Genomic DNA, 23,169 nt, shown 5'->3' with positions numbered 1-23,169 from the left:
GCATGGGCTACCGCCTTGCGGCAGGCCTCTTCACGGCGGCGGAAGTCGGCGCGCCCCACAAGCGCGAGCGGCTCTTCATCCTCGCCATCCGCGAAGGGGACGAGCTGGCCGACCCCGCGCGCCTGCTCTGGCACCCGGTCGAGTGGCGGGAACCGGACGGAACTGCTGCGGCTCTGGCCGACGCCAAGGGCCAGCGCCAACGAGAACAGGCAGACAATACCGACGCCGTCGCAGAAAGCGGGCCAGCACGGCATGAACCTGGCGACCACGGCTGCGATGTGGCCCACGCCGCAGACCGACAGTTTCCGCAGCCGGGGCGGCGAACGACGAGACGAGAAGGGTCTGGACCGCATGGCGCGGGACTGGCCGACGCCGATGGCGAACGACGGCTGCAAGCCGAGCGCGGGCAACCGCAAGACGGCCGATCTGACCCATGCGGTGGGATTGTGGATGACGCCGACGGCGCGGGATCACAAGGACGGGGCGACGACACTCGCGAACACGCCGGTGAACGGCCTGCTTGGCCGCCAGGTCCTGGTGACGCCGATGGCTGGGAGCGATACCTCCGAGCCGCGCCGGACCTTGAACCCGCTGTTCGTCGAGGCACTGATGGGTTGGCCCACCGGGTGGACCGGCTTCGCCTCTGTGGCAACGGCGTGGTCCCCTTGGTTGCGGCGCATGCGCTGCGAACTCTCGCGGCTGAACTGCTGGCCGATGGATGAGGCAGCGGCATGAAGCAGACCCGCCTCATGTCGCTGGTCGAGTCCGTCGCCAACGTGATCGTCGGCTACGGCGTCGCGGTCGTGACGCAGATCCTGATCTTCCCGATCTTCGGGCTGCACACGACGCTGGCGCAGAACCTGAAGATGGGCGCCATTTTCACCGTCGTCTCGATCGCCCGTTCCTTCGCCTTGCGGCGGGTGTTCGAGGCGATCCGGATGCGGAGCGCCAAATGATCGACCGCCGCCCCGTAGGGACGGCGGTCATCAGCTTGTCGGGGTCCGGCGCGTCAGGCGGCGGGGAGTTTGTACACGCGCCCCCGATCCTCGACCTTCTCCGAGGTCACCTCGAGCCCGAGCTTCTTCTTCAGCGCCCCCGCCATCGCGCCGCGCACCGTGTGCGACTGCCAGCCCGTCGCGGCCATGATCTCCTCGATGGTCGCGCCGTCCGGTGCGCGCAGCATGGCGATCAGCGTGGCCTGCTTGGTGCCCTCGCGCGGTGTGCGCGTCTTGGGCGCGGTTTCGGCTACGGTGGGGGTGTCCGGCGCGGCCTCCTCGGTAGGCGCGTCCGTCGCGCCCGCAGGCGCGGGGTTCGCGTCCTCGGTCTCGATCCCGATGGCGGCAAGGCCCGCGTCGGTGGCAACCAGCGTGACGCCGTGGCCGTCTCCGGTCTCGCGCCACATAAGCTCGCCCTTGCGCGTGTCGGCGTCGACCTCCTGCAGGAAGTTCTTCGCGAGCATCGCGCCGACCACCTTGGCAGCGGCGCCGCCGCGCAGGCTCTCGGGCAGCGGCAGTGCGATGCGGTCCTCGCGCTGTGCGGCGGCGCTGAGGATGATGGCTTGGGTGTCAGAAAGCTTGGTCATGGGATCGTCTCCGTATTCGGGCCCGCGTCATGCGGCGCCTCCTACGACCCCGAGCCGCGCAGGGCGCGCGGCGGGAGTTCCGGCAGTGCCGGAGATCAGCGGGCGTGCTCGCCCTCGCCGAAGGCGCTGTCGGTGATGCGCTTCAGGAGGCTGGCGTAGTGTTCGAGGGTGCCGACATGGCCCCAGTTGATCTCGTCGGGGTGGGCGTTGAAGTGGTCGTCGCTCAGCGTCTGCAGCCGGGCGAGCATCTCGTCGATCTCGGCCTTCTTGCCGATGAAGGCCGCGAGCGCGGCTTCCTTATTCCGGCGCGCCTTCTCGGCGCGGAGTTCGTGGCGCGGGGTGGTGATCGGGTTCAGGCGCGTGGTCATCGTGATGGCTCCTTGGTGAGTTGCATCGTCCTTCTGAACGGACGTTCGCTCCGGTCGCGCTGCTTATCAACTCGATAAGAACATGATTTCGATAGATAATCGGAGCCGTCGATGCAGGGCATGAGCGAGCGCCAGTACGCCGCGCATGTCGGGCTGTCGCGGGGCGCGATCCAGAAGGCCAAGGCCGCCGAGCGGCTGGTCCTCTATCCCGACGGCAGCATCAACGCGGCCGCCAGCGACGCCAGACGTGCCGAGACGACCGACCCGTCCAAGACCCGCAAGCCGCCCACGCCGAAGCTGAAGCCCGTCCCCGAGGCGGCCGTGGCCGCTGTTGGCGACACGCTGCGTGAACAGGGGCTGGCAGTCCCGGCCGTCGGCGGCGGCACGACCTTCCTGCAGGCGAAGACCGCGAACGAGGTGCTGAAAGCGCAGGAGCGGCGCATCCGGCTCCAGAAGCTGAAGGGGGAGTTGATCGAGCGGGCCCGCGCGCTGGCGCTGGTGTTCCGGCTGGCGCGGGAGGAACGGGACGCGTGGGTGAACTGGCCTGCACGCGCGGCGGCGCTGATGGCGGCCGAACTGTCAGCCTCGTGCGCCGACGTGACCGGCCAGCAGATCACCGTGGAGCCAGCCGCGATGCAGAAGGTCCTGGAGAAACATGTACGCGCCCACCTCGACGAACTCGCCGAGGTCCGGCCCGACTTCCGGTGACGATGATGGCCTGATCGACTTCGACGGCGCGGGCGAGATCCTCCGCGCCTGGGGCAACGGGTTGCGGCCCGACCCGGACCTGACCGTTTCGGAATGGGCGGACCGGCACCGGATGCTCTCGGGGCGGGCTTCAGCCGAACCGGGGCGGTATCGCACCGTGCGCACGCCCTACATGCGCGAGATCATGGACCGGCTGTCGCCGGGGGATCCCACGCAGCGGATCGTGTTCATGAAGGCGGCGCAGGTCGGCGCGACCGAGGCGGGCAACAACTGGATCGGGTTCGCAATCCACCAGGCGCCGGGGCCGATGCTGGCGGTCCAGCCGACCGTGGAACTGGCCAAGCGCAACTCGCGCCAGCGCATCGACCCGCTGATCGATGAAAGCCCAGAGCTGCGGGAGCGGGTGAAGCCCGCGCGATCCCGCGATGCGGGCAACACGATGCTCTCGAAGGAGTTCGCGGGCGGCATCCTGATCATGACGGGCGCGAACTCGGCGGTCGGGCTTCGGTCCACCCCGGCGCGCTACATCTTCCTCGACGAGGTCGACGCCTATCCCGCCTCGGCCGACGAGGAAGGCGATCCGGTCACGCTCGCCGAGGCGCGCTCCCTGACCTTCGCCCACCGGCGCAAGGTGCTGCTGGTCTCGACGCCCACGATCCGGGGGCTGTCGCGCATCGAGCGCGAGTACGAGGCCAGCGACCAGCGTCGGTTCTTCGTGCCGTGCCCACAATGCGGCCACGCACAATGGCTGAAGTTCGACCGGCTGCGCTGGCAAAAGGGCCGCCCGGAGACGGCCGAGTATCACTGCGAGGGCTGCGACGCGGCAATCGCGGAACACCACAAGACGGCGATGCTGGAGGGCGGCGAATGGCGGGCGACCGCCACGGCCGCCGATCCGACCACGGTCGGGTATCACCTTTCGGCGCTCTATTCGCCGATCGGCTGGCTGAGCTGGGAGCGGATCGTGCGGTCATGGGAAGCAGCCCAAGGGTCGGACGAGGCGATCAAGGCGTTCCGCAACACGATCCTCGGCGAGACATGGGTCGAGACCGGGGAAGCGCCCGACTGGCAGCGGCTCTACGACCGGCGCGAACGCTGGAAATCCGGCACGGTGCCAGCAGGCGGGTTGTTCCTGACAGCCGGAGCCGACGTGCAGAAGGACCGGATCGAGGTCGATGTCTGGGCCTGGGGTCGCGGCTTGGAAAGCTGGCTCGTCGATCACGTCGTCATCGAGGGCGGGCCCGACCGGCACGACGCCTGGTCGGAGCTGACCGCGCTGCTGGACAGGTCCTGGCCGCATGAACGCCGCGCGCATCTCAGGATCGCGCGGCTCGCCATCGACACCGGCTACGAGGCCCCGGCGGTCTATTCCTGGTCGCGGGCGCAAGGCTTCGCGCAGGTGTCGCCGGTCAAGGGCGTCGAGGGGTTCAACCGCTCGAGCCCGGTGTCGGGGCCGACCTTTGTCGACGCGACCGAGGGCGGCAAACGCCTGCGGCGCGGGGCGCGGCTCTGGACCGTGGCGGTCTCGACCTTCAAGGCCGAAACCTACCGCTTCCTGCGGCTGGCACGCCCGACCGAGGAGGAGATGGCCGACGGGGCGGCGTTCCCGCCCGGCTCGGTGCACCTGCCGCACTGGGTCGAGAACGAATGGCTGAAGCAGTTCGTGGCCGAGCAGCTGGTGACGGTGCGCACGAAGCGCGGCTTCGCCCGGCTGGAATGGCAGAAGCTGCGCGAGCGCAACGAGGCGCTGGATTGCCGGGTCTACGCCCGCGCAGCCGCCTGGATCGCGGGCGCGGACCGCTGGCCCGACGAGAAATGGCGCGACCTCGAGGATCAGCTCGGGGCCGCCCCCACCGACACCGATCCCGCCGGGCAGATCAACCGGCCGGGACAGGCCCCGCAGGGCAAGCGCCGCTCCGACTGGCTCGGGCGGCGGGAGGGATGGTTCTGAACATGATCGACTGGACGGAAACCGAGCTTTCGGCGCTGCGCCGGGCCTATGCCAGCGGCACGACGCGCGTCAGCTATGACGGCAAGTCGGTGGATTACGGCTCGGCCGAGGATCTGCTCGCCCGCATCCGGACCATCGAGCGCGCCATCGCGGGCTTCAGCCGCCCGCTGCCCGTGGCGGGGCTCGCTGGCTTCTCGCGCGGGGATCGCTGATGTCGGCGACCTGGTTCGACCACGCCATCGCCACGGTGGCGCCGCGCATGGCGGCTCGGCGCGTGATGGCGCGTCAGGCCTTCGAGACGCTGACGCGTGGCTATGACGGCGCGGCGCGCGGGCGACGGACGGACGGCTGGCGCGCGCCGGGATCCTCGGCCGACACCGAAATCGGCGTCGCCGGGGCGCTGCTGCGCGACCGCATGCGCGATCTGGTGCGCAACAACCCGCATGCGGCCAAGGCCGTGGCGGTGCTGGTCAACAACATCATCGGCGCGGGCATCATGCCCCGCGCCGCTAGCGGCGACGACAAGCTGGACCGGAAGGTCGATGCGCTCTTCGAACGCTGGACGGCGGACTGCGACGCCGATGGCCAGCTTGACTTCTATGGCCTGCAGACGCTGATCTGCCGGGAGATGGTCGAGGCGGGCGAGGTTCTGGTGCGCCGCCGCCTGCGGCGCGCGAGCGACGGCCTGCCGGTGCCGCTGCAATTGCAGGTGCTGGAAGCCGACTTCCTCGACGCCACCAAGTCCGGAGCCCTCGGCGCAGGGCGCCTCGTGCAGGGGATCGAGTTCGACCCGGTCGGGAAGCGCCGGGCTTACTGGCTGCATGCCGAGCATCCGGGCGACGCCTACGGGGCCTTGCAGAACGGGTTGCAGAGCCGCCCGGTCCCCGCGACCGAGATCGCCCATGTCTACGAGAAGCAGCGCACGCAAGCGCGCGGCGTCCCCTGGGGCGCGCCGGTGATCCGGTCGTTGCGTGATCTCGACGACTATGAAGTGGCCGAACTGGTTCGCAAGAAGACCGAGGCCTGCGTCACCGCCATCGTCTTCGGCGACGACGAGGCGCAACAGGGCATCGCGCCCTCCGTGGTCGATGCCGACGGCAACCGGGTGGAACAGTTCGAGCCGGGGCTGATCGCCTATGCCCGCGGCGGCAAGGACATCCGCTTCAACCAGCCCTCGGCGACGGGCGGCTACGGCGAATACAAGCGCGCGAGCCTGCACACGATCTCGGCAGGCTTCCGCGTGCCCTACGAGCTGCTGACGGGGGACCTGTCCCAAGTGAACTACTCCTCGATCCGGGCGGGTCTCGTGGAGTTCCGCCGCCAGATCGACGCCGTCCAATGGCAGCTGTTCATCCCGATGTTCTGCGCCCCGGTGTGGCGGTGGTTCACGGAAGCCGCATGGGCGGCGGGGCAGATCCCGTCGCCGATCGTGCCTGTGGAATGGTCGCCGCCGAAGTTCGAGGCGGTCGATCCGCAGAAGGACGCGATGGCGAACCTGCTGTCCATCCGCTCGGGCACCATGACGCTGGCCGAGGTGATCGCCCGGCAGGGCCGCAACCCCGACGCCGTGCTGGCCGAGATCGCGGCGACCAACGCCAAGCTCGACGCGCTGGGGTTGGTCCTCGACAGCGACCCTCGCCGCGTCACCAAGACCGGCAGCGCACAATCCAAAGACGGGGCCGCCGATCCGGCGAACGATCCGGCCGCCGACGAACCAGACGCCGACGACCCGACCGCCGACGCGGATACAGACCCGGCGCAGGCCGACCAACAGGACTGACCTTCATGGACACGATGATCGAACTGCCGGCCATGCGCCGGTCGGCGGAGCTTGCGCCGAACACGGCCGATGCCGACAACCGCACCGTCGAGGTGGTCTGGTCGGCCGGGGCTCGCGTCCGCCGTGCCACCTTCTTCGGCGAGCCTTATGACGAGGAACTCAGCCTCGACCCGGCCCATGTCCGGCTCGACCGGCTGAACGCGGGCGCGCCGTTCCTGAAGGTGCACGAGCTCGACACGCTCGACGCGGTGATCGGCTCGGTCGTGCCGGGCTCGGCCCGGATCGAGAACGGTCGCGGCATCGCCTTGGTCCGGATCAGCGAGCGTGCCGATGTCGAGCCGATCTGGCGCGACATCCAGGCGGGGCACATCCGCGCCGTCTCCATCGGCTACCAGGTCCACCGGTTTGATATCTCGAAGCCTGATGGCGCCCGCGAGCTCTGGCGCGCGGTGGACTGGACGCCCTTCGAGGTCTCCGCCGTCGCGGTCGGAGCCGACCCAGCAGCGGGCTTCCGCGCCCAGCACCCCCTTCACGACTGCGTCCTCCACCGCCGGGACGCCCCTTCCACCACGAAAGGACCGATCCCGATGACGGACACGACCCAGACCCCGGCGAGCGACGCCGCAACCCCCGCCAACACCCAGCCGACCGCGCCGGTCGAAACCGAGGACACCCCCATGACCGAGCCGAAACCGGCTGCGCCCGACCCGAAGGTCGCGGCCAGCGAGACGCGCAGCCAGAAGACGCAGGTAACTCCCGCGCCCGATACCGAAGTGGTCGCCACCCGCGCCCGCGAGGCCGAGCGCGACCGCGTCTCCACCATTTACGATCTGGCCGGGCGGCTGAACCTCGAGCGCGGCTTCGCCGAGGATCTGGTCAAGCGCGGCGTCAGCATCGACGAGTCCCGCCGACTGATCCTCGACCAGGTCGCCGCGAAATCCGACGAGACCCGGAACTTCCCCCATGTCTCCGTCCCGCTCGGCGGCCGAGACGAGTGCATCACCCGCCGTGACGCGGTGGCGAACGCACTGCTGCACCGCTACAGCCCAACGCTGTTCCAGCTCGAGGACGCCGCGCGCCAGTATCGCGGCATGACGCTGCTGGAGCTCGCCCGCGAAAGCCTCGGCAATGCCGGGGTCAACACGCGCGGCCTGTCGCGTGACGAGGTGGCGACGCGCGCGCTGCACTCGACCTCGGACTTCCCCGAGATCCTGTCGGCCGTCACCAACAAGACGCTGCGGCAGGCCTACGAGGCCTATCCCCGCACCTTCATGCTGTTCTGTCGCCAGGTGCTGGCGACCGACTTCAAGGCGATGCATCGCGTCCAGCTCGGCGAAGCCCCGCAGCTGCTCGAGGTCGGCGAAAGCGGCGAGTTCAAGCGCGGCACGCTGGGCGAGAGCAAGGAGAGCTACAAGGTCAAGACCTATGGCCGGGTGGTCGCCATCACCCGTCAGACGCTGATCAACGACGATCTCGACGCCTTCACCCGCATCCCGGCGATGTACGGCAACTCCATCGCCCAGCTGGAGTCGGACGTGGTCTGGGGCATCATCACCGCCAACCCGGCGATGGCCGACGGCAATGCGCTCTTCCACACCACCCACAAGAACCTGGCAGGCACCGGCGCGGCGCTCGATGTCAGCAGCGTCGGAGCGGCGCGCGCGGCGATGGCCAAGCAGACCGGCCTCGACAAGAAGACGGTGCTGAACGTCCGGCCTGCCTTCCTGATCGTGCCGGCCTCACTGGAACTGAAAGCCGAACAGCTGGTGGCCCAGAACCTCGTGCCCGCCGCGACGTCCAGCGTGGTGCCGCAGTCGATCAGGACGCTGGCGCCGATCAGCGAGCCCCGGCTCGACGCCGCCAGCGAGACCGCCTGGTATCTGGCGGCCAGCCCGAACCAGATCGACACCATCGAGTACGCCTATCTCGAGGGCCAGCAGGGCGCCTATATCGAGACGCGCAACGGCTTCGACGTCGACGGGGTCGAGATCAAGTGCCGCCTCGACTTCGGAGCCAAGGCCATCGACTGGCGCGGCCTCTACAAGAACCCGGGCGCGTAAGGCGCGCTTCCTGAACCCTGACACACGGGCGGTCCTGACGGGCCGCCCTTCGTCTTTCCACGAGGATCCCCATCATGAAAACCTACGTCCAGCCCGGCAACACCATCACCCTGACCGCGCCCTATGCCGTCGCCTCCGGCGATGGCCTGCTCGTCGGCTCCATCTTCGGCATCGCCGCGGGTGCCGCCGCCATTGGCGAGCCCGTCGAGACCGCGCTCGTCGGCGTGTTCGACATCACCAAGGTCGGCTCCCAGGCGTGGACGGTTGGCGCCAAGGTCTATTGGGACGACACCAACAAGCGCACCACGACCGTCGCGACCGACAACACCCTCATCGGCGCGGCCGTCGAGGCGGTAGCGAGCGGCGCCGGCGACACCATCGGCCGGGTGCGCCTGAACGCGACGTTCTGATGTCGGCCTTCGCCGCCGCCATCGGCGCGCTCTTCGCCGATCCGAACATCGGCCGGGACGCGGTCTACATCGCCGACGGCGGTACACCCGTGCTGGTGCGTGCCGTCGCCCGTCGCGCCGACGCGGTCACCGACTTCGGCGACGCGCGGCTCTGGTCCGAAACCACCCGGATCGACCTGCGCGTGGCCGAGGTGGCGAACCCGCGTCCCGGCGACCGCATCGAGATCGACGGCGACGCCTTCCTCATACAGGGCGAGCCGGTCCGCGACCGCGAGCGGCTGGTCTGGACCGTCGACCTGAGGCCCGCGTGAAACTGAAGCTCGACATCGATCCCGACATCGTCGCGATGATGGCGGCCGAGGTCGCGGCGGGTGAACGGGCCGTCACCGCCGCCATGCGCGAGGCCGGGACTGGGCTGAAGACGGCGTGGCGGTTGCAGATCACCGGCGCGGGGCTTGGTACACGGCTCGCCAACTCGATCCGGAGCCAGAACTTCCCGAGGTCGGGCGAGAGCCTTGAGGCTGCGGCGCTGGTCTGGTCGAAGGCGCCGGTAATCGTCGGTGCGCATGACACCGGGCCGCTGATCCGATCGAAGAACGGGTTCTGGCTGGCGATCCCGCTGCCCGCGGCGGGCAAATCCCTGCGCGGCGGCCGGATCACCCCCGGTGAATGGGAGCGGCGACGCGGCCTCCGCCTGCGTTTCGTCTATCGCCGGACGGGCCCCAGCCTGCTGGTCGCCGAGGGGCGGCTGAACACGAAAGGCCAGGCGGTGGTGTCGCGGTCGAAGACCGGGCGCGGAAAGGTCACTGCGCCGATCTTCCTGCTGGTGCCGCAGGTCAAGCTGCCGAAGCGGCTGGATCTGGCGCGGGATGCAGACCGGGCGTTGGACAGCGTGCCGGGGCTGATCGTGGCGAACTGGGTGGGGGGTAGGTTGTGATCGCATCGATGCGCAATCTTGCTCGGCAGCCACGAAACCGACGGCTCGGGTTACCCCGCGCAGCACGACAGCTTCGCGACATCCTTGTCGAAGGTCTGCGCGGCGAGCTTCAGCCCCTCTACCGTGGTCAGATAGGGGAAGATCGTCTCGCCGAGCGCCTTTGTCGTCATGCCGAACTTGAGCGCCATGGCGAGCGTCTGGACACTGTCGGCTCCCTCCGGCGCCATGATCACGCCGCCCAGGAGGCGGTCGGTCGCCCGGTCCGCGACGAGCTTGATCAGGCCGCGCGTGTCGCGGGCGGCGAGCGCGCGGGGCACGTTGTCGAGCGTCAGCACACTGGTCTTGACGTCATGACCCGCGGCGCGCGCCTGCGCCTCGGTCAGCCCGACGCCGGCGACCTGCGGATCGGTGAACACCACCCACGGCATCGCGGCGTTGTCGTAGCGCTCCGCCCCGCCCAGAACGGCGTTGCGGGACGCGAGCTTGGCGCCATAGGCGGCCATGTAGACGAACTGGTCGCGGTCGGTCACATCGCCCGCCGCGAAGATGCCGGCCTTCGTGGTCTGCATGTCGTCGCCCACCCGGATCGCGCCACGCGCGTCGGTCTCGACGCCCATCTCCGCGAGGCCCAGCCCCTCGGTGTTGGCTGCGCGTCCCGTCGTCAGGACGAGGCGGTCGGCCGTCAGATCGCGGTCTGCGCCGTCCACCGTCACCGTCAGGACCGCACGGGCCCCGTCGCGCCGTGCGGCGTCGTAGGTCGCGCCATCGACAACCGCGACGCCCTCGGCGCGCAGCGTCTCCGTCAGCGCCCGGGACACCTCCGGCTCTGTGCGCGGCAGCAGGCGCGAGCGGCAGACAATGGTGACGCGGGTGCCCATCCGCGCCATCATCTGCGCCAGCTCCACGCCGATGTAGCCGCCGCCGAGGAAGATCAGGCTTTCGGGCAACCGGTCCAGCTCCAGCAGCGACGTGCTGTCGAGCGTTGGTGCGTCCTGGATCCCAGGGATGTCGGGCACGGCGGGTCGGCCACCGGTCGCGACGATCACCTTGGGAGCCGTGATCCTGCGCCCGCCGACCTCGACCCCGCCGAGGACGAGACGCGCCGGACCCTCGTCGAGATAGGTCACACCGCCGTAGCCCGGCAGCAGATCGGCGTACTTCTTCTGGCGCAGTGTCGCGACAAGATCGTCCTTGGCCGCAATCAGCGCCGACCAGTCGGCGACCTGCGCCTCGCTGTTCAGGCCCGGGAACCGATGTGCTGTCTGCGCACCGTGCAGGGCTTCCGCGGCCCGGATCATCGTCTTGGAGGGCACACAGCCCACGTTCACGCAGGTCCCGCCGATGGTGCCATGGCCGATCAGCGCGACGCGCTTGCCTCCCTCGGCGGCGGTGATCGCGGCCGAGAACCCGGCCGATCCGGCGCCGATCACGGCAAGGTCGAAATCGCCCTTGGGCGCGCAGCAATCGTCTTTCATCAAGTCATCCATCCGTTCGAGTGGTCTGGCGCCGCTGCCGTCTCCAGACCGCGTACACGGTCAGCGCGACGAAAAAGGCGAGCGCGGGCAGCAGAACGTAGTCGAGCCAACCCAGCCAGGCCGACAGGCCCACGGCACCCAGAAGCACCACCAGCACCGGAGTGAAGCAGCAGAGCGCCGCGATGACGGTGCCGACGATCCCTGTCGCGATCAGCTTGCGGTCGGACTGCTCGGTCATCTCGTCAGCCCGCGACACGCGCCGGGTAGCCTGCATTGGCCGACGCGGTCGCGATGGCGTCGGCGCTCGTCGCGGCGGTGTCGAAGATCACCGTGGCGGTGCGGGCATCGAAGTCGATCTCGACGGCGCGCACGCCCGCGACGCCCTCCATCGCACGCTTCACGGTGACTGGGCAGAGCGCGCAGGTCATGTTGTCCACCGCGAAGGTGACGGTCTGCTCGGCGGCGACGGTCTGCGCGGCAACAGGGATGGCGGTGATCGGCACAACGGCGGTCAGGCCGAACAAGGCGAGTGCAAGGATCTTCTTCATGTGGATGTCCTTTCGGGGTCAGTAGAGAAGCGGGGCCCACCAGTCGATGGTGAGGGCTGCGAGAACGAGGATCAGGGAGGCCCAGAGAGCCGACTTGGTGATGCGCGCCGATGCTGGCCTTGCGCAGTAGGAACCGGGTTCGCAGACGGTTGGCTTGCGGAAATAGACCTGCCAGAAACCCGCCGCGATGAAGCCGAGCGCGATCACGGCGAAGATCGGCTTGTAAGGCTCCAGAGCCGTCAGGTTGCCGATCCAGGCGCCCGAGATGCCGAGAGTCAGAAGCACCAGCGGCCCGATGCAGCAGGCCGAGGCGAGAAAGGCGCCCACCACACCGCCCGCCGCGAGCCAGCCCTTTCGGGCGGGGCGATCCGCGCCCGTGCTGTCCGTTCTGTCGTCTGTCAGCGCCATGTCGCGCACCTCTCGTCTGTGATTGACGATGGGTGTAGGGTCTGTAGCAACTACAGGCTCAAGAGGAAACTTGCCCATGACCGATCACGAGCGCGAGAGCGGCTTCACACGCGGCGACCTGGCCCGGGCGACCGGCTGCAACATCGAGACGATCCGCTATTACGAGAAGACCGGCCTGCTGCCCGACCCGCCCCGCACGGACGCCGGCTACCGGGTCTATTCCGCCGCACACGCCACACGCCTCCGCTTCATCCTGCGCGCCCGCGAACTCGGGTTCTCGATGGAGGACATCCGCGGGCTGATGGGGCTCGGCGACGGCGCCGCGCCGACCTGCGCCGAGGTCAAGGAACGGACGGAGCGGCACCTTGCCGATGTCCGCGCGAGGATCGCGGATCTTCGGCGTATCGAATCCGTCCTCGCTACAACTGCATCCAGGTGTTCGGGCGCCGAAGTCCCCGATTGTCCGGTGCTCGACGCGATTTCCAACTCGGCCGACCCATGACACCTCGCGAAACCATCCTCGTCGCGCTGCACGCGCGGCTCTCGGCGCTGCCCGCCACCGCTCTGCGCGGGGACGTGCTGCCCGAGCGCATGCCGGTCGAGGGCCTGATGATCCTGCGCGATGGCGAACCAGGTGCGCCCGAAGTCACGCTGTCGCCGCTGCGCTATCACTACCAGCACCGAGCCGAGATCGAGGCGGTCGTTCAGGGTGCCGATCGCGACGCCGCCTTTGACACGCTGACCGCCAGCATCGGCGCAGCGCTCGCCGCCGACCGGACGCTGGGCGGGTTCTGCGACTGGGTCGAGGCCGAAGCCCCGCGCCCGGTCGATCTGCCGGTCGAGGGCGCGGCGAGTCTGAAGGCCGCCGTTATCCCGGTCGTGCTGCACTATTCCACGGCCGACCCGCTGGCCTGACCCAACCGACCACAGGAGACGAACATGGCACGAGCCCAAGGGGCGCGAGCGCTGATGGCGCTTGCGTTCGAGACGACCTATGGAACGCCGCCCGTCAGCGGCTTCACCCGCATGCCCTTCGCCAGCACGTCGCTCGGCGCGGAGCAGCCGCTGCTGAATTCGGAGCTTCTCGGCTACGGCCGCGATCCGCTAGCGCCGATCAAGGACGCCGTGACGGCCGACGGCGACGTCGTCGTGCCGCTGGACGCCGAGGCGTTCGGCTTCTGGCTGAAGGCAGCCTTCGGCGCGCCCACGACCACGGGCGCGGAGGCCCCGTACAGCCACGAATTTCAGTCGGGGTCCTGGACGTTGCCCTCGATGTCGATCGAGACCGGCATGCCCGAGGTGCCCCGCTATGCGATGTACTCGGGCTGCGTGCTCGACCAGATCACCTGGCAGATGCAGCGCTCGGGCCTGCTCACCGCGACCGCGCGGCTGGTGGCGCAGGGCGAGACGGTCGGCACCACGACCAGTGCCGGAACGCCCGCCGCACTGGAGTTGAAGCGCTTCGGCCATTTCAACGGGGCGATCACCCGGAACGGCACCGCCCTCGGCAATGTGGTCTCGGCCGAGATCACCTACGCCAACAACCTCGACCGGATCGAGACCATCCGCTCGGACGGCCGCATCGATGGCGCGGATCCATCCATTGCCGCGCTGACGGGCCGGATCGAGGTGCGCTTCGCCGACCAGACGCTGGTGACGCAGGCGATCAACGGCGAGGCCTGCGAGATGGAATTCGCCTACGTCCTGCCTTCAGGCGAAAGCTTCTCCTTCACCGTGCACGCCGTCTACCTGCCGCGTCCACGGATCGAGATTTCCGGGCCGCAGGGCGTCCAGGCGACATTCGACTGGCAGGCCGCGCGCGACAGCGTCGTCGGCCGGATGTGCACCGCCACCCTCGTGAATGACGTGGAGACGTATTGATGCTGACGCTCGACCTGACCAACGCGCCGCGCTGGCATGACCTCGCCCCCGGCGTCCGGGTGCAACTGCGCCCGCTGACGACCGCCCTGATGGTCGCGACGCGCAGCGACCCCGCCGTCGAGGCGGTGCCCGAGGAGGCTTCCGACGAGGAGCGCGCCGTCGCCTTCGCCAAGGCGCTGGCGCGACGGGCTGTGCTCGGCTGGGAGGGCATCGGCGATGCCGACGGCAACCCGATCGATCCCACCCCCGAGGCCATCGACGCGCTGCTCGACGTCTGGCCGATCTTCGAGGCCTTCCAATTGACCTACGTGTCCAAAGGCCTGCTGCTGGAACAGGAAAAAAACGCCTCCGCGCTCTCGCCGAGTGGTCCTTCGGCGGGGGCGAGCGCTACTGCGAAGCCTGCGCGCAAGCGTGCGAAGACTGCCCGACGCGCCTGAACCGGCCGCTTACCCATGAGGGCTGGCAGGTCTGGGATCTCGTCGGCCGCCTCGGCGGTCAGTTGCGCGTGCTGCCCGGCGCGGTGGTCGGCTGGGACCTGTCCGCGGCCCTCGCTCTGGGAAATGCGCTCGGCGTCCCGCCCGCTGCTGCGGGTGAACTCTTGCCCGTCATCGAAGCGGTGATGGTGGCCAAGCTCAACGAAAAGATGGATCATTCCCATGGCTGAGAAGAGGGTCAGCGTCCGCCTCGCGGCCGTGGGCGGACGGCAGGTGCGCGCCGAACTCGAAGGCGTGGGCGAGGCCGGGTCGCGCGGCTTCGGACGGCTGAGCCGGGAGATGGAAGCCGCGAACGCCCGGCTCGCGGCCTTCTCGCGGCGGGTGCGGGTCGCGGCTGCCGCTGCCGTGGCCGCCGCAGCCGCTGCTGGCGTGGCGATGATCCGGTCCAGCCTGCAGACGGTCGATGCGCAGGCGAAGCTGGCGCAGTCGCTCGGCACCACCGTCGCCTCGATCCAGACGCTGGAGCGCGCGGGCGATCTGGCGGGCGTCTCCATGTCCGGCATCGAGCAGGCCACCAAGGATCTGACGCGCCGTCTCAGTCAGGCGGCCGCCGGGACCGGCCCTGCTGCCGACGCGCTCGACCGGCTGGGGCTTTCAGCAAATGAGCTGATCGCCTTGCCGCTGGACCAGCGCGTGGGCGCGATCAACGCGGCGATCGAGAGCTTCGTGCCTGCCGCCGAGCGCGCGGCGGTCGCGGGCCAGCTCTTCGGCGAGGAAGGCTCCATCGCGATGAGCCGGATCGACACCGCGACGCTGCGCCAGGCGACAGAGGACGTCCTCGCCTTCGGGGTTGTCGTCTCCGAGCAGGACGCCGACCAGATCGAGCGGACGAACGACGCCATCTCGCGGCTCGGGTTGGTCTGGCGCGGGCTCTCGAACCAGTTGGCGGTCGCAGCGGCACCTGCGCTGGAAGCCGTCGCCGATGCCATGGCGGCGGTGGCCAGCCGCACCGGGCCGCTCGGCATCGCGATCCGCGGTCTCTTGGACAACATCGGCCGCCTGACCACCTATGCCGCCACCTTCGCGGCGTTCCTCGCGGGACGTTGGGTCGCCGGCATGGCGGCTGCGGCGCTCTCGGTCCGGGGCCTCGCCACGGCGCTCGTTGTCCTGCGCGGGGCGCTGATCCGCACCGGCATCGGCGCGCTGATCGTCGGCGCGGGCGAGCTCGTCTACCAGTTCACCCGGCTCGTCTCCGGCGCCGGCGGTTTCGGAGAAGCGATGTCGCTCCTGAAGGACCTCGCGGTCGAGGTCTGGGAACGCATCAGTATGGGCGCGGCGGCGGCGGGCGCGGCCGCCACGGCGATGTTCTTCGACCTGAAGGCGGATGCCGCATCGGGCATGCAGAGCGCCATCGAGAGCGTGGTGGGCTTCGGCAACACGGCCGCGAACACCTTCGAAGGCGCCTACGAGGCGATCAAGGCGATCTGGGGCCTGCTGCCCGCCGCCATCGGCGATCTCGCGTTCCAGGCGGCCAACAGCCTGGTCGATGGCGTCGAGGCGATGCTGAACGGGGTGGTCTCGCGGATCAACGGCTTTATCGGCGGCATCAACCAGGGGCTCGAAGCGCTCGGGTCGGAGCGGCGCATATCGCTGGTTCCGGACCTCGACCTCGGCGAGATCGAGAACCGCTTCGAGGGAGCGGCGACTGCCGCAACCACGGCAGCTCAGGCGGCCTTCGATCGGGCCTTCGAGGACAATCCGCTCTCCGCGCCCGATCTCGGTCTGACCGAGGCGGCGAACAGGGCGCTCGAGTCCGCCAACCTTTACCGCGGCGCGGCGCGCGACCTGGCGGAGGGGGCCCGTGCGCCCCTCGAAAGCTGGCAGGCGCTGCGCGATGCCGTACGCGGCACCGACGAGGACGGCGCCGACGCACTGGCCGAGACCACCGCTGCGGCGGAGCGCCTGGAGACGTCCCTCGGCGACGCCGGGCGCGCCGCAACAGATGCAGGTGTGGCGGCCGGAGCTGCTGCTGCGGTAGCGGAGCCCGCGACCGACGCGGCCGTCACCGGCTGGCGGGCGGTCACCGCCGCGCTCTCCGACTACGCCAGCAAGGCCCGCGAGATCGGTGGCGACATCGGCCAGAGCCTCGTCGGCGCCTTCCAGTCGGCCGAGAACGCGGTGGGCCAGTTCGTGAAGACCGGCAAGCTCGACTTCCGCGATCTGGTGACGTCGCTGCTGGCCGATCTCGCCCAACTGGCGGCGCGGCGGTTCATCCTCGGGCCGATCGCCAATGCGCTCTCCGGCGTCTTCTCCGGGGCGGGCGGCATCTTCGCCAACGTCCTGCATGCGGGCGGGATGGTCGGATCGGCTGGACCCTCGCGGATGGTCCCGGCCATGGCCTTCGCCGCCGCGCCGCGGATGCATGGTGGCGGCATGGCCGGGCTTCGTCACGACGAGGTGCCCGCGATCCTGCAGCGCGGTGAGCGGGTGCTCTCGCGGCGGGAGGCCGCGGGTTACGGCGGGGCAAGCGTGCCGACGGTCAATGTCACCATCAACGCGCGGGACGCCGAGAGCTTTCGCCAATCCCGCACGCAGATCGCGGCCGATATCGCCCGGGCAGTTTCGCTGGGGCGACGGGGCATGTGAGCCCGACGCCGCAGACAGGACCGCGCAGCACGAATCTCGGAGAGGATTGATGGCGTTTCACGAGATCAGGTTTCCAGACGACATCAGCCGTGGTGCGCGCGGCGGACCCGAGCGGCGCACGCAGGTCGTCGAACTCGCCTCGGGCGACGAGGAGCGCAACGCCAGCTGGGCCAATTCGCGCCGCCGCTACGATGTCGCCTATGGCATCCGCCGCGCCGACGATCTGGCCGCCGTCGTCGCCTTCTTCGAGGCGCGCAATGGCCGCCTGCATGGCTTCCGGTTCAAGGACTGGGGTGACCACAAGTCCTGCCTGCCTTCGGGCACGCCGTCGCCCACCGATCAGTCTATCGGCACGGGCGACGGCGCGACGACCGCCTTCCAGCTGGTCAAGCGCTACGCCTCGGGTGCGCAATCCTGGACGCGCGCCGTCGCGAAGCCGGTGACCGGAACCGCGCGCATCGCGCTCGGCGGGGTCGAGCAGCCTTCCGGCTGGTCGGTCGACACCGCCACCGGCGTCGTCACCTTCAGCACCGCGCCGGGCGCTGGCGCCGCCATCACCGCGGGCTTCGAGTTCGACGTGCCGGTCCGTTTCGACACCGACGCGCTCGACGTGACGCTCGACCTCGAGCGGCTCGGCTCGATCACCTCCATCCCGCTTCTGGAACTGCGCCGATGAAGTCCCTCGACCCCGACCTGCAGGCCCATCTCGACGAGGGAACGACGACGCTCGCCTGGTGCTGGCGGATCGTGCGCGCCGACGGCACGAGTTTCGGCTTCACCGACCACGATCGGACGCTCAGCTTCGAGGGGACGGATTTCGAGCCCGAGAGCGGGCTGACGGCCTCCGAGGTCCGTTCCGGCTCGGACCTCTCGGTCGATGCGCAGGACGCCGAGGGCGTGCTGACCTCGGACCGGATTACCGAGACCGACATCCTCGACGGCCGCTGGGATAACGCCGAGGTCGAAGTCTGGCGGGTGAACTGGGCCGACACGAACCAGCGCGTGCTGATGCGGCGCGGGGCCATCGGCCAGATCCGGCGCGGGCGGCTGGCCTTCGTCGCCGAAGTCCGCTCGCTCGCGCATGTGCTTGGCCAGACGATCGGGCGGACGTTCCAGGCGACCTGCGATGCCGCGCTCGGCGATGCGCGCTGCGGCGTCGATCTGGAGAACCCGGCGTTCAAGGGCACGAGCGTCGTGATCGACCTTCTACGCGACCGCGCCTTCACCGCTTCGGGCCTCGGCGGCTTCGCCTCCGGCTGGTTCACCTTCGGGACCATCGAATGGACCAGTGGCTCCAACGCGGGGCGTCGGGCCGAGGTTCTCGGCCATGATGTGACGGACGGCATCGCCGTGCTGACCCTTCTCGAGGCGCCGGTGCGCGAGATCTCCGAGGGCAATGCCTTCACCATCCGTGCGGGCTGCGATAAGCGGATCGAGACCTGCGGCGCCAGGTTCGCCAACACGGCCAACTTCCGGGGGTTCCCGCACATCCCCGGCCAGGATGCCGTGCTGCGCTACGCCACCAAGGATGGCGGCCACGAGGGAGGCGTGCTGTGACGCAACCTCTCGCATCGGCCGACCCCGCGCGTGTCGTCGCCGTCGCACGCTCCTGGCTCGGCACGCCGTACCACGACCAGGCCAGCCTGCGCGGCGTCGGTTGCGATTGCCTCGGGCTCGCGCGGGGGGTCTGGCGCGACGTGGTGGGGCCGGAGCCGTTCCCGATTCTGCCTTACAGCCGCGACTGGGGCGAGACCGGCCCGCGCGAGGTTCTGGCCGAAGGCGCGCGGCGCATGATGATCGAGGTGTCGCCTGCCGAGGCCGGTCCCGGCGCGCTGGTCCTCTTCTGCATGAGGCCCCGCGCCATCGCCAAGCATGTCGGGATCCTCACCGGTCCTGCCACCTTCCTCCACGCCTATGAGCGGCTCGGCGTGATCGAGGAACCGCTCACCAATGCCTGGCGGCGGCGCATCGCCTTCGCCTTCCTCTTCCCGCAACGCTGAGACCCCGACATGGCAACGCTTGTTCTCGGTGCAGCCGGCGCCGCCATCGGCGGTTCGATCGGCGGGGCGATCCTCGGCGTGAGCGCCGCGACCATCGGCGGCTTCATCGGCTCGAGCATCGGCTCGGTCGTCGACAGCTGGATCATCTCGTCGCTGGCGCCGACCCAGCGCATCGAGGGCGCGCGGCTCGACACGCTGCGCATCACCTCGGCCACCGAGGGCGCGGTGATCCCGCGGCTCTATGGCCGGATGCGGATGGGCGGCAACATCATCTGGGCGACCGATTTCCGCGAGGAGACGAAGACCACGACGCAGGGCGGCGGCAAGGGCGGCGGGGGCGGCAAGGTCAAGACCACCGAGTATCTGTACTACGCCAGCTTCGCGGTGGCCTTGTGTGAAGGCCCGATCACCGGCATTGGCCGGATCTGGGCCGACGGCAAGCCGATGGACCTCTCCGGCGTCACCTGGCGCTGGTATCCCGGCGACGAGGCGCAGACGGCGGACCCGTTCATTGCGGGGAAGATGGGCGCAGCCAACACGCCCGCCTATCGCGGCACCGCCTATGTCGTCTTCGAGGAACTGGCGCTTTCGACCTACGGCAACCGCCTGCCGCAGCTGTCCTTCGAAGTCTTCCGGCCGCTCGCCGATCCCGACACCGCCGAGGGGCTGACCCGCGCCGTCACCATGATCCCGGCCTCGGGCGAGTTCACATATGCCACGCAGGCCATCCGCAAGACCGATGGCGGCGCGACGATGCCCGAGAACCTGAACGCGCTGGCCGACTCCACCGACATGGTGGAGGCGCTCGACCGGCTGCAAGCGATGGCGCCTGCGGTCGAGAGCGTCAGCCTCGTCGTGGCCTGGTTCGGCGACGACCTGCGCGCGGGCTCCTGCAAGGTGCGGCCGGGCGTCGAGGTCTCGGCCAAGTCGACCACGCCCGCCAGTTGGTCGGTGAACGGCGTGAGCCGTGCCAACGCCTTCCTGGTCAGCCGCGACGACCAGGACCGCCCGGTCTATGGCGGCACGCCGTCCGACTTCGCCGTGGTGCAGGCGATCCAGGAGATGAAGGCGCGCGGGCTGCGCGTGACATTCTACCCATTCATCCTGATGGACGTGCCGCCCGGCAACACCCTGCCGAACCCCTATTCCGACAACGCCGCCGAGACCGGCCAGCCCGCTTTCCCCTGGCGGGGCCGGATCACCTGTTCTCCAGCGGCAGGCTACGCGGGATCGGTCGACAAGACTGCCACGGCCGCAAGCCAGGTCGCGGCGCTGTTTGGCGCGGCGACACCTGCGAGCTTCAGCGTGGCGGATCAATCGGTTTCGTGGACAGGCACGCCCGGCGACTGGGGCCTGCGCCGCATGGTGCTGCACTATGCCCATCTCTGCGCGGCGGCGGGCGGGGTCGATGCCTTCCTGATCGGCACCGAGATGCCGGGGCTGACGACGGTCCGCTCGGGCGCGGCCACCTATCCGGCGGTGCAGGGCTATCGGGACCTCCTTGCCGATGTGCGGTCCATTCTCGGGGCCGGGACGAAGATCGGCTACGCCGCCGACTGGTCGGAATACTTCGGGCACCAGCCGGGCGACGGCTCGGGCGACGTGTTCTTCCACCTCGATCCGCTCTGGGCGGACCCGGAGATCGATTTCGTCGGCATCGACAATTACATGCCGCTGTCGGACTGGCGCGACGGGTTCGAGCACGCGGATGCGCAGGCGGGCTGGCCTGCGATCTACGACCGGGCCTATCTGCAGGGGAACATTGCGGGCGGGGAAGGCTTCGACTGGTTCTATGCCAGTGCGGCTGATCGGGTGGCACAGGTGCGCACCCCGATCAGCGATGGCGCGGCGGGCAAGCCATGGGTTTTCCGCTACAAGGATCTTCGCGCCTGGTGGTCGAACGCGCATTACGACCGCCCGGGCGGGGTGGAGAGCGGCACGCTGACGGCGTGGGCGCCGGAGTCGAAGCCGATCTGGTTCACCGAGCTCGGCTGTCCCGCCATCGACCGGGGCACGAACCAGCCGAACGTCTTCTTCGACCCGAAGTCGTCCGAGAGCTTCACGCCGCATTTCTCGCGGGGCTGGCGCGACGACGCGATCCAGCGCGCCTATCTCGAGGCGACGTACCTCTGGTGGGGCGTCCCGGCGAACAACCCGGTGTCATCGGTCTACGGCGGCCGGATGGTGCATGTGCCGGAATGCGCCGCCTGGACCTGGGACGCGCGGCCGTACCCGTTCTTTCCGGCGCTGACCGATGTCTGGACGGACGGGGCGAACTGGCGGCTGGGGCACTGGCTGACCGGACGGCTTGGCGCGGTGTCGCTGGCGGCGCTCGTGCGGCACCTCTGCCTGCGCGCCGGGCTGCCCGAGTCCCGGATCGACGTCACCGGCCTCTGGGGCGCGGTCGAAGGCTACGCCATCACGGCGCTGGAAAGCCCACGCGCCTCGATCACAACGCTGTCGCGGCATTTCGGCTTCGACGCCGTCGAGACAGAGGGGGGGATCCGCTTTGTCATGCGCGGCCGGGCCTCCGTCGCCACCCTCGCGCCCGACGATCTGGTGGCCACCCGCGAGGGCGATGTGCTGGAACTGACGCGCGGCCAGGAGACCGAACTGCCGCAGGCCCTGAAATGGCAGGTCGCCCGCGCCGACGAGGATTACGACGCGGCCCTCGTCGAGGCCCGGCGCATCACCGTGGACACGACCCGGATCGCGTCCGAAAGCTTCCCCATGGCGGTACCGCCCGAGGAGGCCGAGCGGCGCTGCCGCCGCGCGCTGATGGAGGCCTGGACCGGCCGCGAGAGCGCAGCTTTCCGGTTGCCGCCGTCATGGCTTGCACTCGACCCGGCCGATGTCGTGATGCTCGCCCATGACGGCCGGTCCATCCCGCTGCGGCTCATCTCGATTGCCGATGCCGACGCGCGCGGCATCGAGGCCGTGCGTCAGGATCGAGAGGCCTACGACCTGCCGCCCGGGGCTCCGCGACCCTCGGCCCTGTCACAAGCGGTGGTGTTTGGCGCACCTGAAGCGGTCCTCCTTGACCTGCCTCAGCTGACCGAGGACCAAGCCGCGCATCGGCCCTTCGCGGCGGCGCATGCGGTGCCGTGGCCCGGCGAGATGGCGGTCTACCGCAGCCCCTCGACGGATGGCTTCGACTTGCTGACCACGTTTGGCACACGCGCTCGGATCGGCACGCTGGTCTCGGACTTCTACGCCGGGCCGACGTCGCGCTTTGACCTCGGCAACGTGCTGGTCGTCGATCTGCTGGCGGGCACGATGGAAAGCGTCACCGATCTGACCTTGTTCGGCGGGGCCAATGCCATTGCCATCGAGAGCGCGCCCGGTATCTGGGAAATCGTGCAGGCAGGCGCGGCGGAACTGATCGCCCCCAGCCGGTATCGCCTGACCCGACTCCTGCGCGGCCAGCGCGGCACGGAAGGCGCCATGGGCAATCCTGCGCCCGCCGGTGCGCTGGTGGTGGTGCTGGACGCATCGCTCGCGTCCCTGCCGATCGCCGAGGCCGATCTCGGGATCCCGTGGAACTGGCGCATCGGCCCCGCAAGCCGCCCGGTCAGCGACGAGACCTATGTTGCGCAGGCTTTCATGCCCGAGGGCGTCGGGCTGCGGCCGTTCTCCGGCGCCCATGTCGAGCAGCCGTGGCGCAGGCCGCGCACGCCCGGCGATCTGACGATGCGCTGGACGCGCCGGTCCCGAGCTCTCGCGGCCGACAGCTGGGGCGGGCTAGAAGTGCCGCTCGGAGAAGAGCTCGAAGCCTACGAGGTCGAGATCCTTGATGGCGCGACCGTTAAGCGGGTGCTGAGCACCGCCACCACCAGCGCGGTCTACACCGCCGCAGACCAGACCGCCGATTGGGGCGCGCCGCTCGGCCCCGGTGACACGCTCGACAGCCGCATCTACCAGCTCTCCGCCCTCGTCGGGCGGGGCGCGCCCAAGACCCTCACGCTGATACTCTGAAGGCCA

Annotated in this window: 27 protein-coding genes; 20 read left to right on the top strand and 7 right to left on the bottom strand. The window is 69.7% G+C overall.

Annotation, left to right across the window (positions count from 1 at the left end; genetic code table 11):
• A partial coding sequence (locus FR728_RS19650) for a hypothetical protein (protein WP_244304764.1) occupies positions 1–254 on the bottom strand: 254 nt, incomplete at its 3' end.
• Between FR728_RS19650 and FR728_RS18925 the strand changes: the two genes are divergently transcribed.
• Together FR728_RS18925 and FR728_RS18920 are read left to right on the top strand one after the other, a co-directional pair.
• Complete coding sequence (locus tag FR728_RS18925) at positions 253–735, top strand: hypothetical protein (protein WP_177208252.1); 483 nt, start codon at positions 253–255, stop codon at positions 733–735. The genes FR728_RS19650 and FR728_RS18925 overlap by 2 nt on opposite strands.
• Entirely contained in the window at positions 732–956 is a 225-nt protein-coding gene (locus tag FR728_RS18920; protein WP_028720220.1) for a DUF7220 family protein, read from the top strand. The genes FR728_RS18925 and FR728_RS18920 overlap by 4 nt, the downstream gene beginning before the upstream one ends.
• Before the next feature lie 53 nt (positions 957–1,009).
• Here FR728_RS18920 and FR728_RS18915 read toward each other — a convergent pair whose 3' ends face one another.
• Positions 1,010–1,582 carry a DUF3489 domain-containing protein gene (locus FR728_RS18915; RefSeq protein WP_028720221.1) on the bottom strand — a complete coding sequence of 191 codons (573 nt, stop codon included), beginning with the start codon at positions 1,580–1,582 and terminating at the stop codon, positions 1,010–1,012.
• A 95-nt stretch (positions 1,583–1,677) separates the two neighbouring features.
• Positions 1,678–1,950 (bottom strand): hypothetical protein, encoded by a 273-nt coding sequence (locus FR728_RS18910; protein ID WP_028720222.1) that lies wholly within the window; start codon positions 1,948–1,950, stop codon positions 1,678–1,680.
• A gap of 120 nt (positions 1,951–2,070) precedes the next feature.
• Between FR728_RS18910 and FR728_RS18905 the strand changes: the two genes are divergently transcribed.
• From FR728_RS18905 to FR728_RS18870, 8 genes are all read left to right on the top strand, one after another.
• A complete protein-coding gene (locus tag FR728_RS18905) occupies positions 2,071–2,658 on the top strand; it encodes a hypothetical protein (protein ID WP_244304762.1) in 588 nt (195 codons plus the stop codon).
• The gene (locus FR728_RS18900; RefSeq protein ID WP_083548831.1) at positions 2,606–4,609 is read left to right on the top strand and encodes a phage terminase large subunit family protein; all 2,004 of its coding nucleotides are present in this window, start codon (positions 2,606–2,608) and stop codon (positions 4,607–4,609) included. Before FR728_RS18905 ends, FR728_RS18900 begins: the two co-directional genes overlap by 53 nt.
• Before the next feature lie 2 nt (positions 4,610–4,611).
• A complete protein-coding gene (locus FR728_RS18895) occupies positions 4,612–4,821 on the top strand; it encodes a phage head-tail joining protein (RefSeq protein ID WP_177208251.1) in 210 nt (69 codons plus the stop codon).
• Positions 4,821–6,389, top strand: coding sequence for a phage portal protein (locus tag FR728_RS18890; RefSeq protein ID WP_149894302.1), 1,569 nt, complete (start codon positions 4,821–4,823; stop codon positions 6,387–6,389). Before FR728_RS18895 ends, FR728_RS18890 begins: the two co-directional genes overlap by 1 nt.
• A 5-nt stretch (positions 6,390–6,394) precedes the next feature.
• The gene (locus FR728_RS18885) at positions 6,395–8,449 is read left to right on the top strand and encodes a prohead protease/major capsid protein fusion protein (RefSeq protein WP_062563542.1); all 2,055 of its coding nucleotides are present in this window, start codon (positions 6,395–6,397) and stop codon (positions 8,447–8,449) included.
• 74 nt (positions 8,450–8,523) lie between these two features.
• Positions 8,524–8,859 carry a DUF2190 family protein gene (locus FR728_RS18880; protein WP_062563543.1) on the top strand — a complete coding sequence of 112 codons (336 nt, stop codon included), beginning with the start codon at positions 8,524–8,526 and terminating at the stop codon, positions 8,857–8,859.
• Positions 8,859–9,170 (top strand): head-tail joining protein, encoded by a 312-nt coding sequence (locus FR728_RS18875; RefSeq protein WP_062563544.1) that lies wholly within the window; start codon positions 8,859–8,861, stop codon positions 9,168–9,170. Before FR728_RS18880 ends, FR728_RS18875 begins: the two co-directional genes overlap by 1 nt.
• Positions 9,167–9,796: a DUF6441 family protein gene (locus tag FR728_RS18870; RefSeq protein ID WP_149894301.1), complete on the top strand. Its 630-nt coding sequence runs from the start codon at positions 9,167–9,169 to the stop codon at positions 9,794–9,796. The genes FR728_RS18875 and FR728_RS18870 overlap by 4 nt, the downstream gene beginning before the upstream one ends.
• Before the next feature lie 50 nt (positions 9,797–9,846).
• Here the strand turns inward: FR728_RS18870 and merA are convergent, their stop codons facing one another.
• From merA to FR728_RS18850, 4 genes are read right to left on the bottom strand one after another with little or no spacing between them, the layout of a single operon-like run.
• Positions 9,847–11,271 carry a mercury(II) reductase gene (merA, locus tag FR728_RS18865; protein WP_228189482.1) on the bottom strand — a complete coding sequence of 475 codons (1,425 nt, stop codon included), beginning with the start codon at positions 11,269–11,271 and terminating at the stop codon, positions 9,847–9,849.
• Positions 11,272–11,275: 4 nt separating this feature from the next.
• The gene (gene merF / locus FR728_RS18860; RefSeq protein WP_123644184.1) at positions 11,276–11,509 is read right to left on the bottom strand and encodes a mercury resistance system transport protein MerF; all 234 of its coding nucleotides are present in this window, start codon (positions 11,507–11,509) and stop codon (positions 11,276–11,278) included.
• 4 nt (positions 11,510–11,513) lie between these two features.
• Complete coding sequence (locus tag FR728_RS18855) at positions 11,514–11,819, bottom strand: heavy-metal-associated domain-containing protein (protein ID WP_062563548.1); 306 nt, start codon at positions 11,817–11,819, stop codon at positions 11,514–11,516.
• Positions 11,820–11,837: 18 nt separating this feature from the next.
• The gene (locus tag FR728_RS18850; protein WP_062563549.1) at positions 11,838–12,227 is read right to left on the bottom strand and encodes a mercuric transporter MerT family protein; all 390 of its coding nucleotides are present in this window, start codon (positions 12,225–12,227) and stop codon (positions 11,838–11,840) included.
• Positions 12,228–12,303: 76 nt separating this feature from the next.
• On the opposite strand from FR728_RS18850, the gene FR728_RS18845 reads away from it, so the two are divergent.
• From FR728_RS18845 to FR728_RS18805, 10 genes are all read left to right on the top strand, one after another.
• Positions 12,304–12,729, top strand: coding sequence for a MerR family transcriptional regulator (locus tag FR728_RS18845; RefSeq protein WP_062563550.1), 426 nt, complete (start codon positions 12,304–12,306; stop codon positions 12,727–12,729).
• On the top strand, positions 12,726–13,142 hold the full coding sequence (locus FR728_RS18840; RefSeq protein ID WP_083548833.1) for an acyl-CoA transferase: 417 nt from the start codon (positions 12,726–12,728) through the stop codon (positions 13,140–13,142). The genes FR728_RS18845 and FR728_RS18840 overlap by 4 nt, the downstream gene beginning before the upstream one ends.
• Positions 13,143–13,166: 24 nt before the next feature.
• A complete protein-coding gene (locus FR728_RS18835) occupies positions 13,167–14,108 on the top strand; it encodes a phage tail tube protein (protein WP_083548834.1) in 942 nt (313 codons plus the stop codon).
• Positions 14,108–14,545 carry a hypothetical protein gene (locus tag FR728_RS18830; RefSeq protein ID WP_083548835.1) on the top strand — a complete coding sequence of 146 codons (438 nt, stop codon included), beginning with the start codon at positions 14,108–14,110 and terminating at the stop codon, positions 14,543–14,545. Before FR728_RS18835 ends, FR728_RS18830 begins: the two co-directional genes overlap by 1 nt.
• A gap of 68 nt (positions 14,546–14,613) precedes the next feature.
• Positions 14,614–14,772, top strand: coding sequence for a DUF7697 family protein (locus FR728_RS19395; protein ID WP_419181863.1), 159 nt, complete (start codon positions 14,614–14,616; stop codon positions 14,770–14,772).
• Positions 14,765–17,188 carry a phage tail tape measure C-terminal domain-containing protein gene (locus FR728_RS18825; protein ID WP_149894300.1) on the top strand — a complete coding sequence of 808 codons (2,424 nt, stop codon included), beginning with the start codon at positions 14,765–14,767 and terminating at the stop codon, positions 17,186–17,188. The genes FR728_RS19395 and FR728_RS18825 overlap by 8 nt, the downstream gene beginning before the upstream one ends.
• 49 nt (positions 17,189–17,237) lie before the next feature.
• On the top strand, positions 17,238–17,864 hold the full coding sequence (locus tag FR728_RS18820; RefSeq protein WP_149894299.1) for a DUF2460 domain-containing protein: 627 nt from the start codon (positions 17,238–17,240) through the stop codon (positions 17,862–17,864).
• Positions 17,861–18,745, top strand: a complete 885-nt coding sequence (locus FR728_RS18815; RefSeq protein ID WP_093359545.1) for a DUF2163 domain-containing protein — start codon at positions 17,861–17,863, stop codon at positions 18,743–18,745. The genes FR728_RS18820 and FR728_RS18815 overlap by 4 nt, the downstream gene beginning before the upstream one ends.
• Entirely contained in the window at positions 18,742–19,188 is a 447-nt protein-coding gene (locus FR728_RS18810) for an NlpC/P60 family protein (RefSeq protein WP_093359544.1), read from the top strand. Before FR728_RS18815 ends, FR728_RS18810 begins: the two co-directional genes overlap by 4 nt.
• Before the next feature lie 9 nt (positions 19,189–19,197).
• Positions 19,198–23,163: a baseplate multidomain protein megatron gene (locus tag FR728_RS18805; RefSeq protein ID WP_149894298.1), complete on the top strand. Its 3,966-nt coding sequence runs from the start codon at positions 19,198–19,200 to the stop codon at positions 23,161–23,163.
• The last annotated feature ends 6 nt before the right edge of the window (positions 23,164–23,169 follow it).

The organism is Roseibium aestuarii, from assembly GCF_008477545.1.
Lineage (GTDB): Bacteria > Pseudomonadota > Alphaproteobacteria > Rhizobiales > Stappiaceae > Roseibium > Roseibium aestuarii.
The sequence above is the reverse complement of the archived record's forward strand: the minus strand, read 5'-3'. Positions and strand labels throughout refer to the sequence as shown.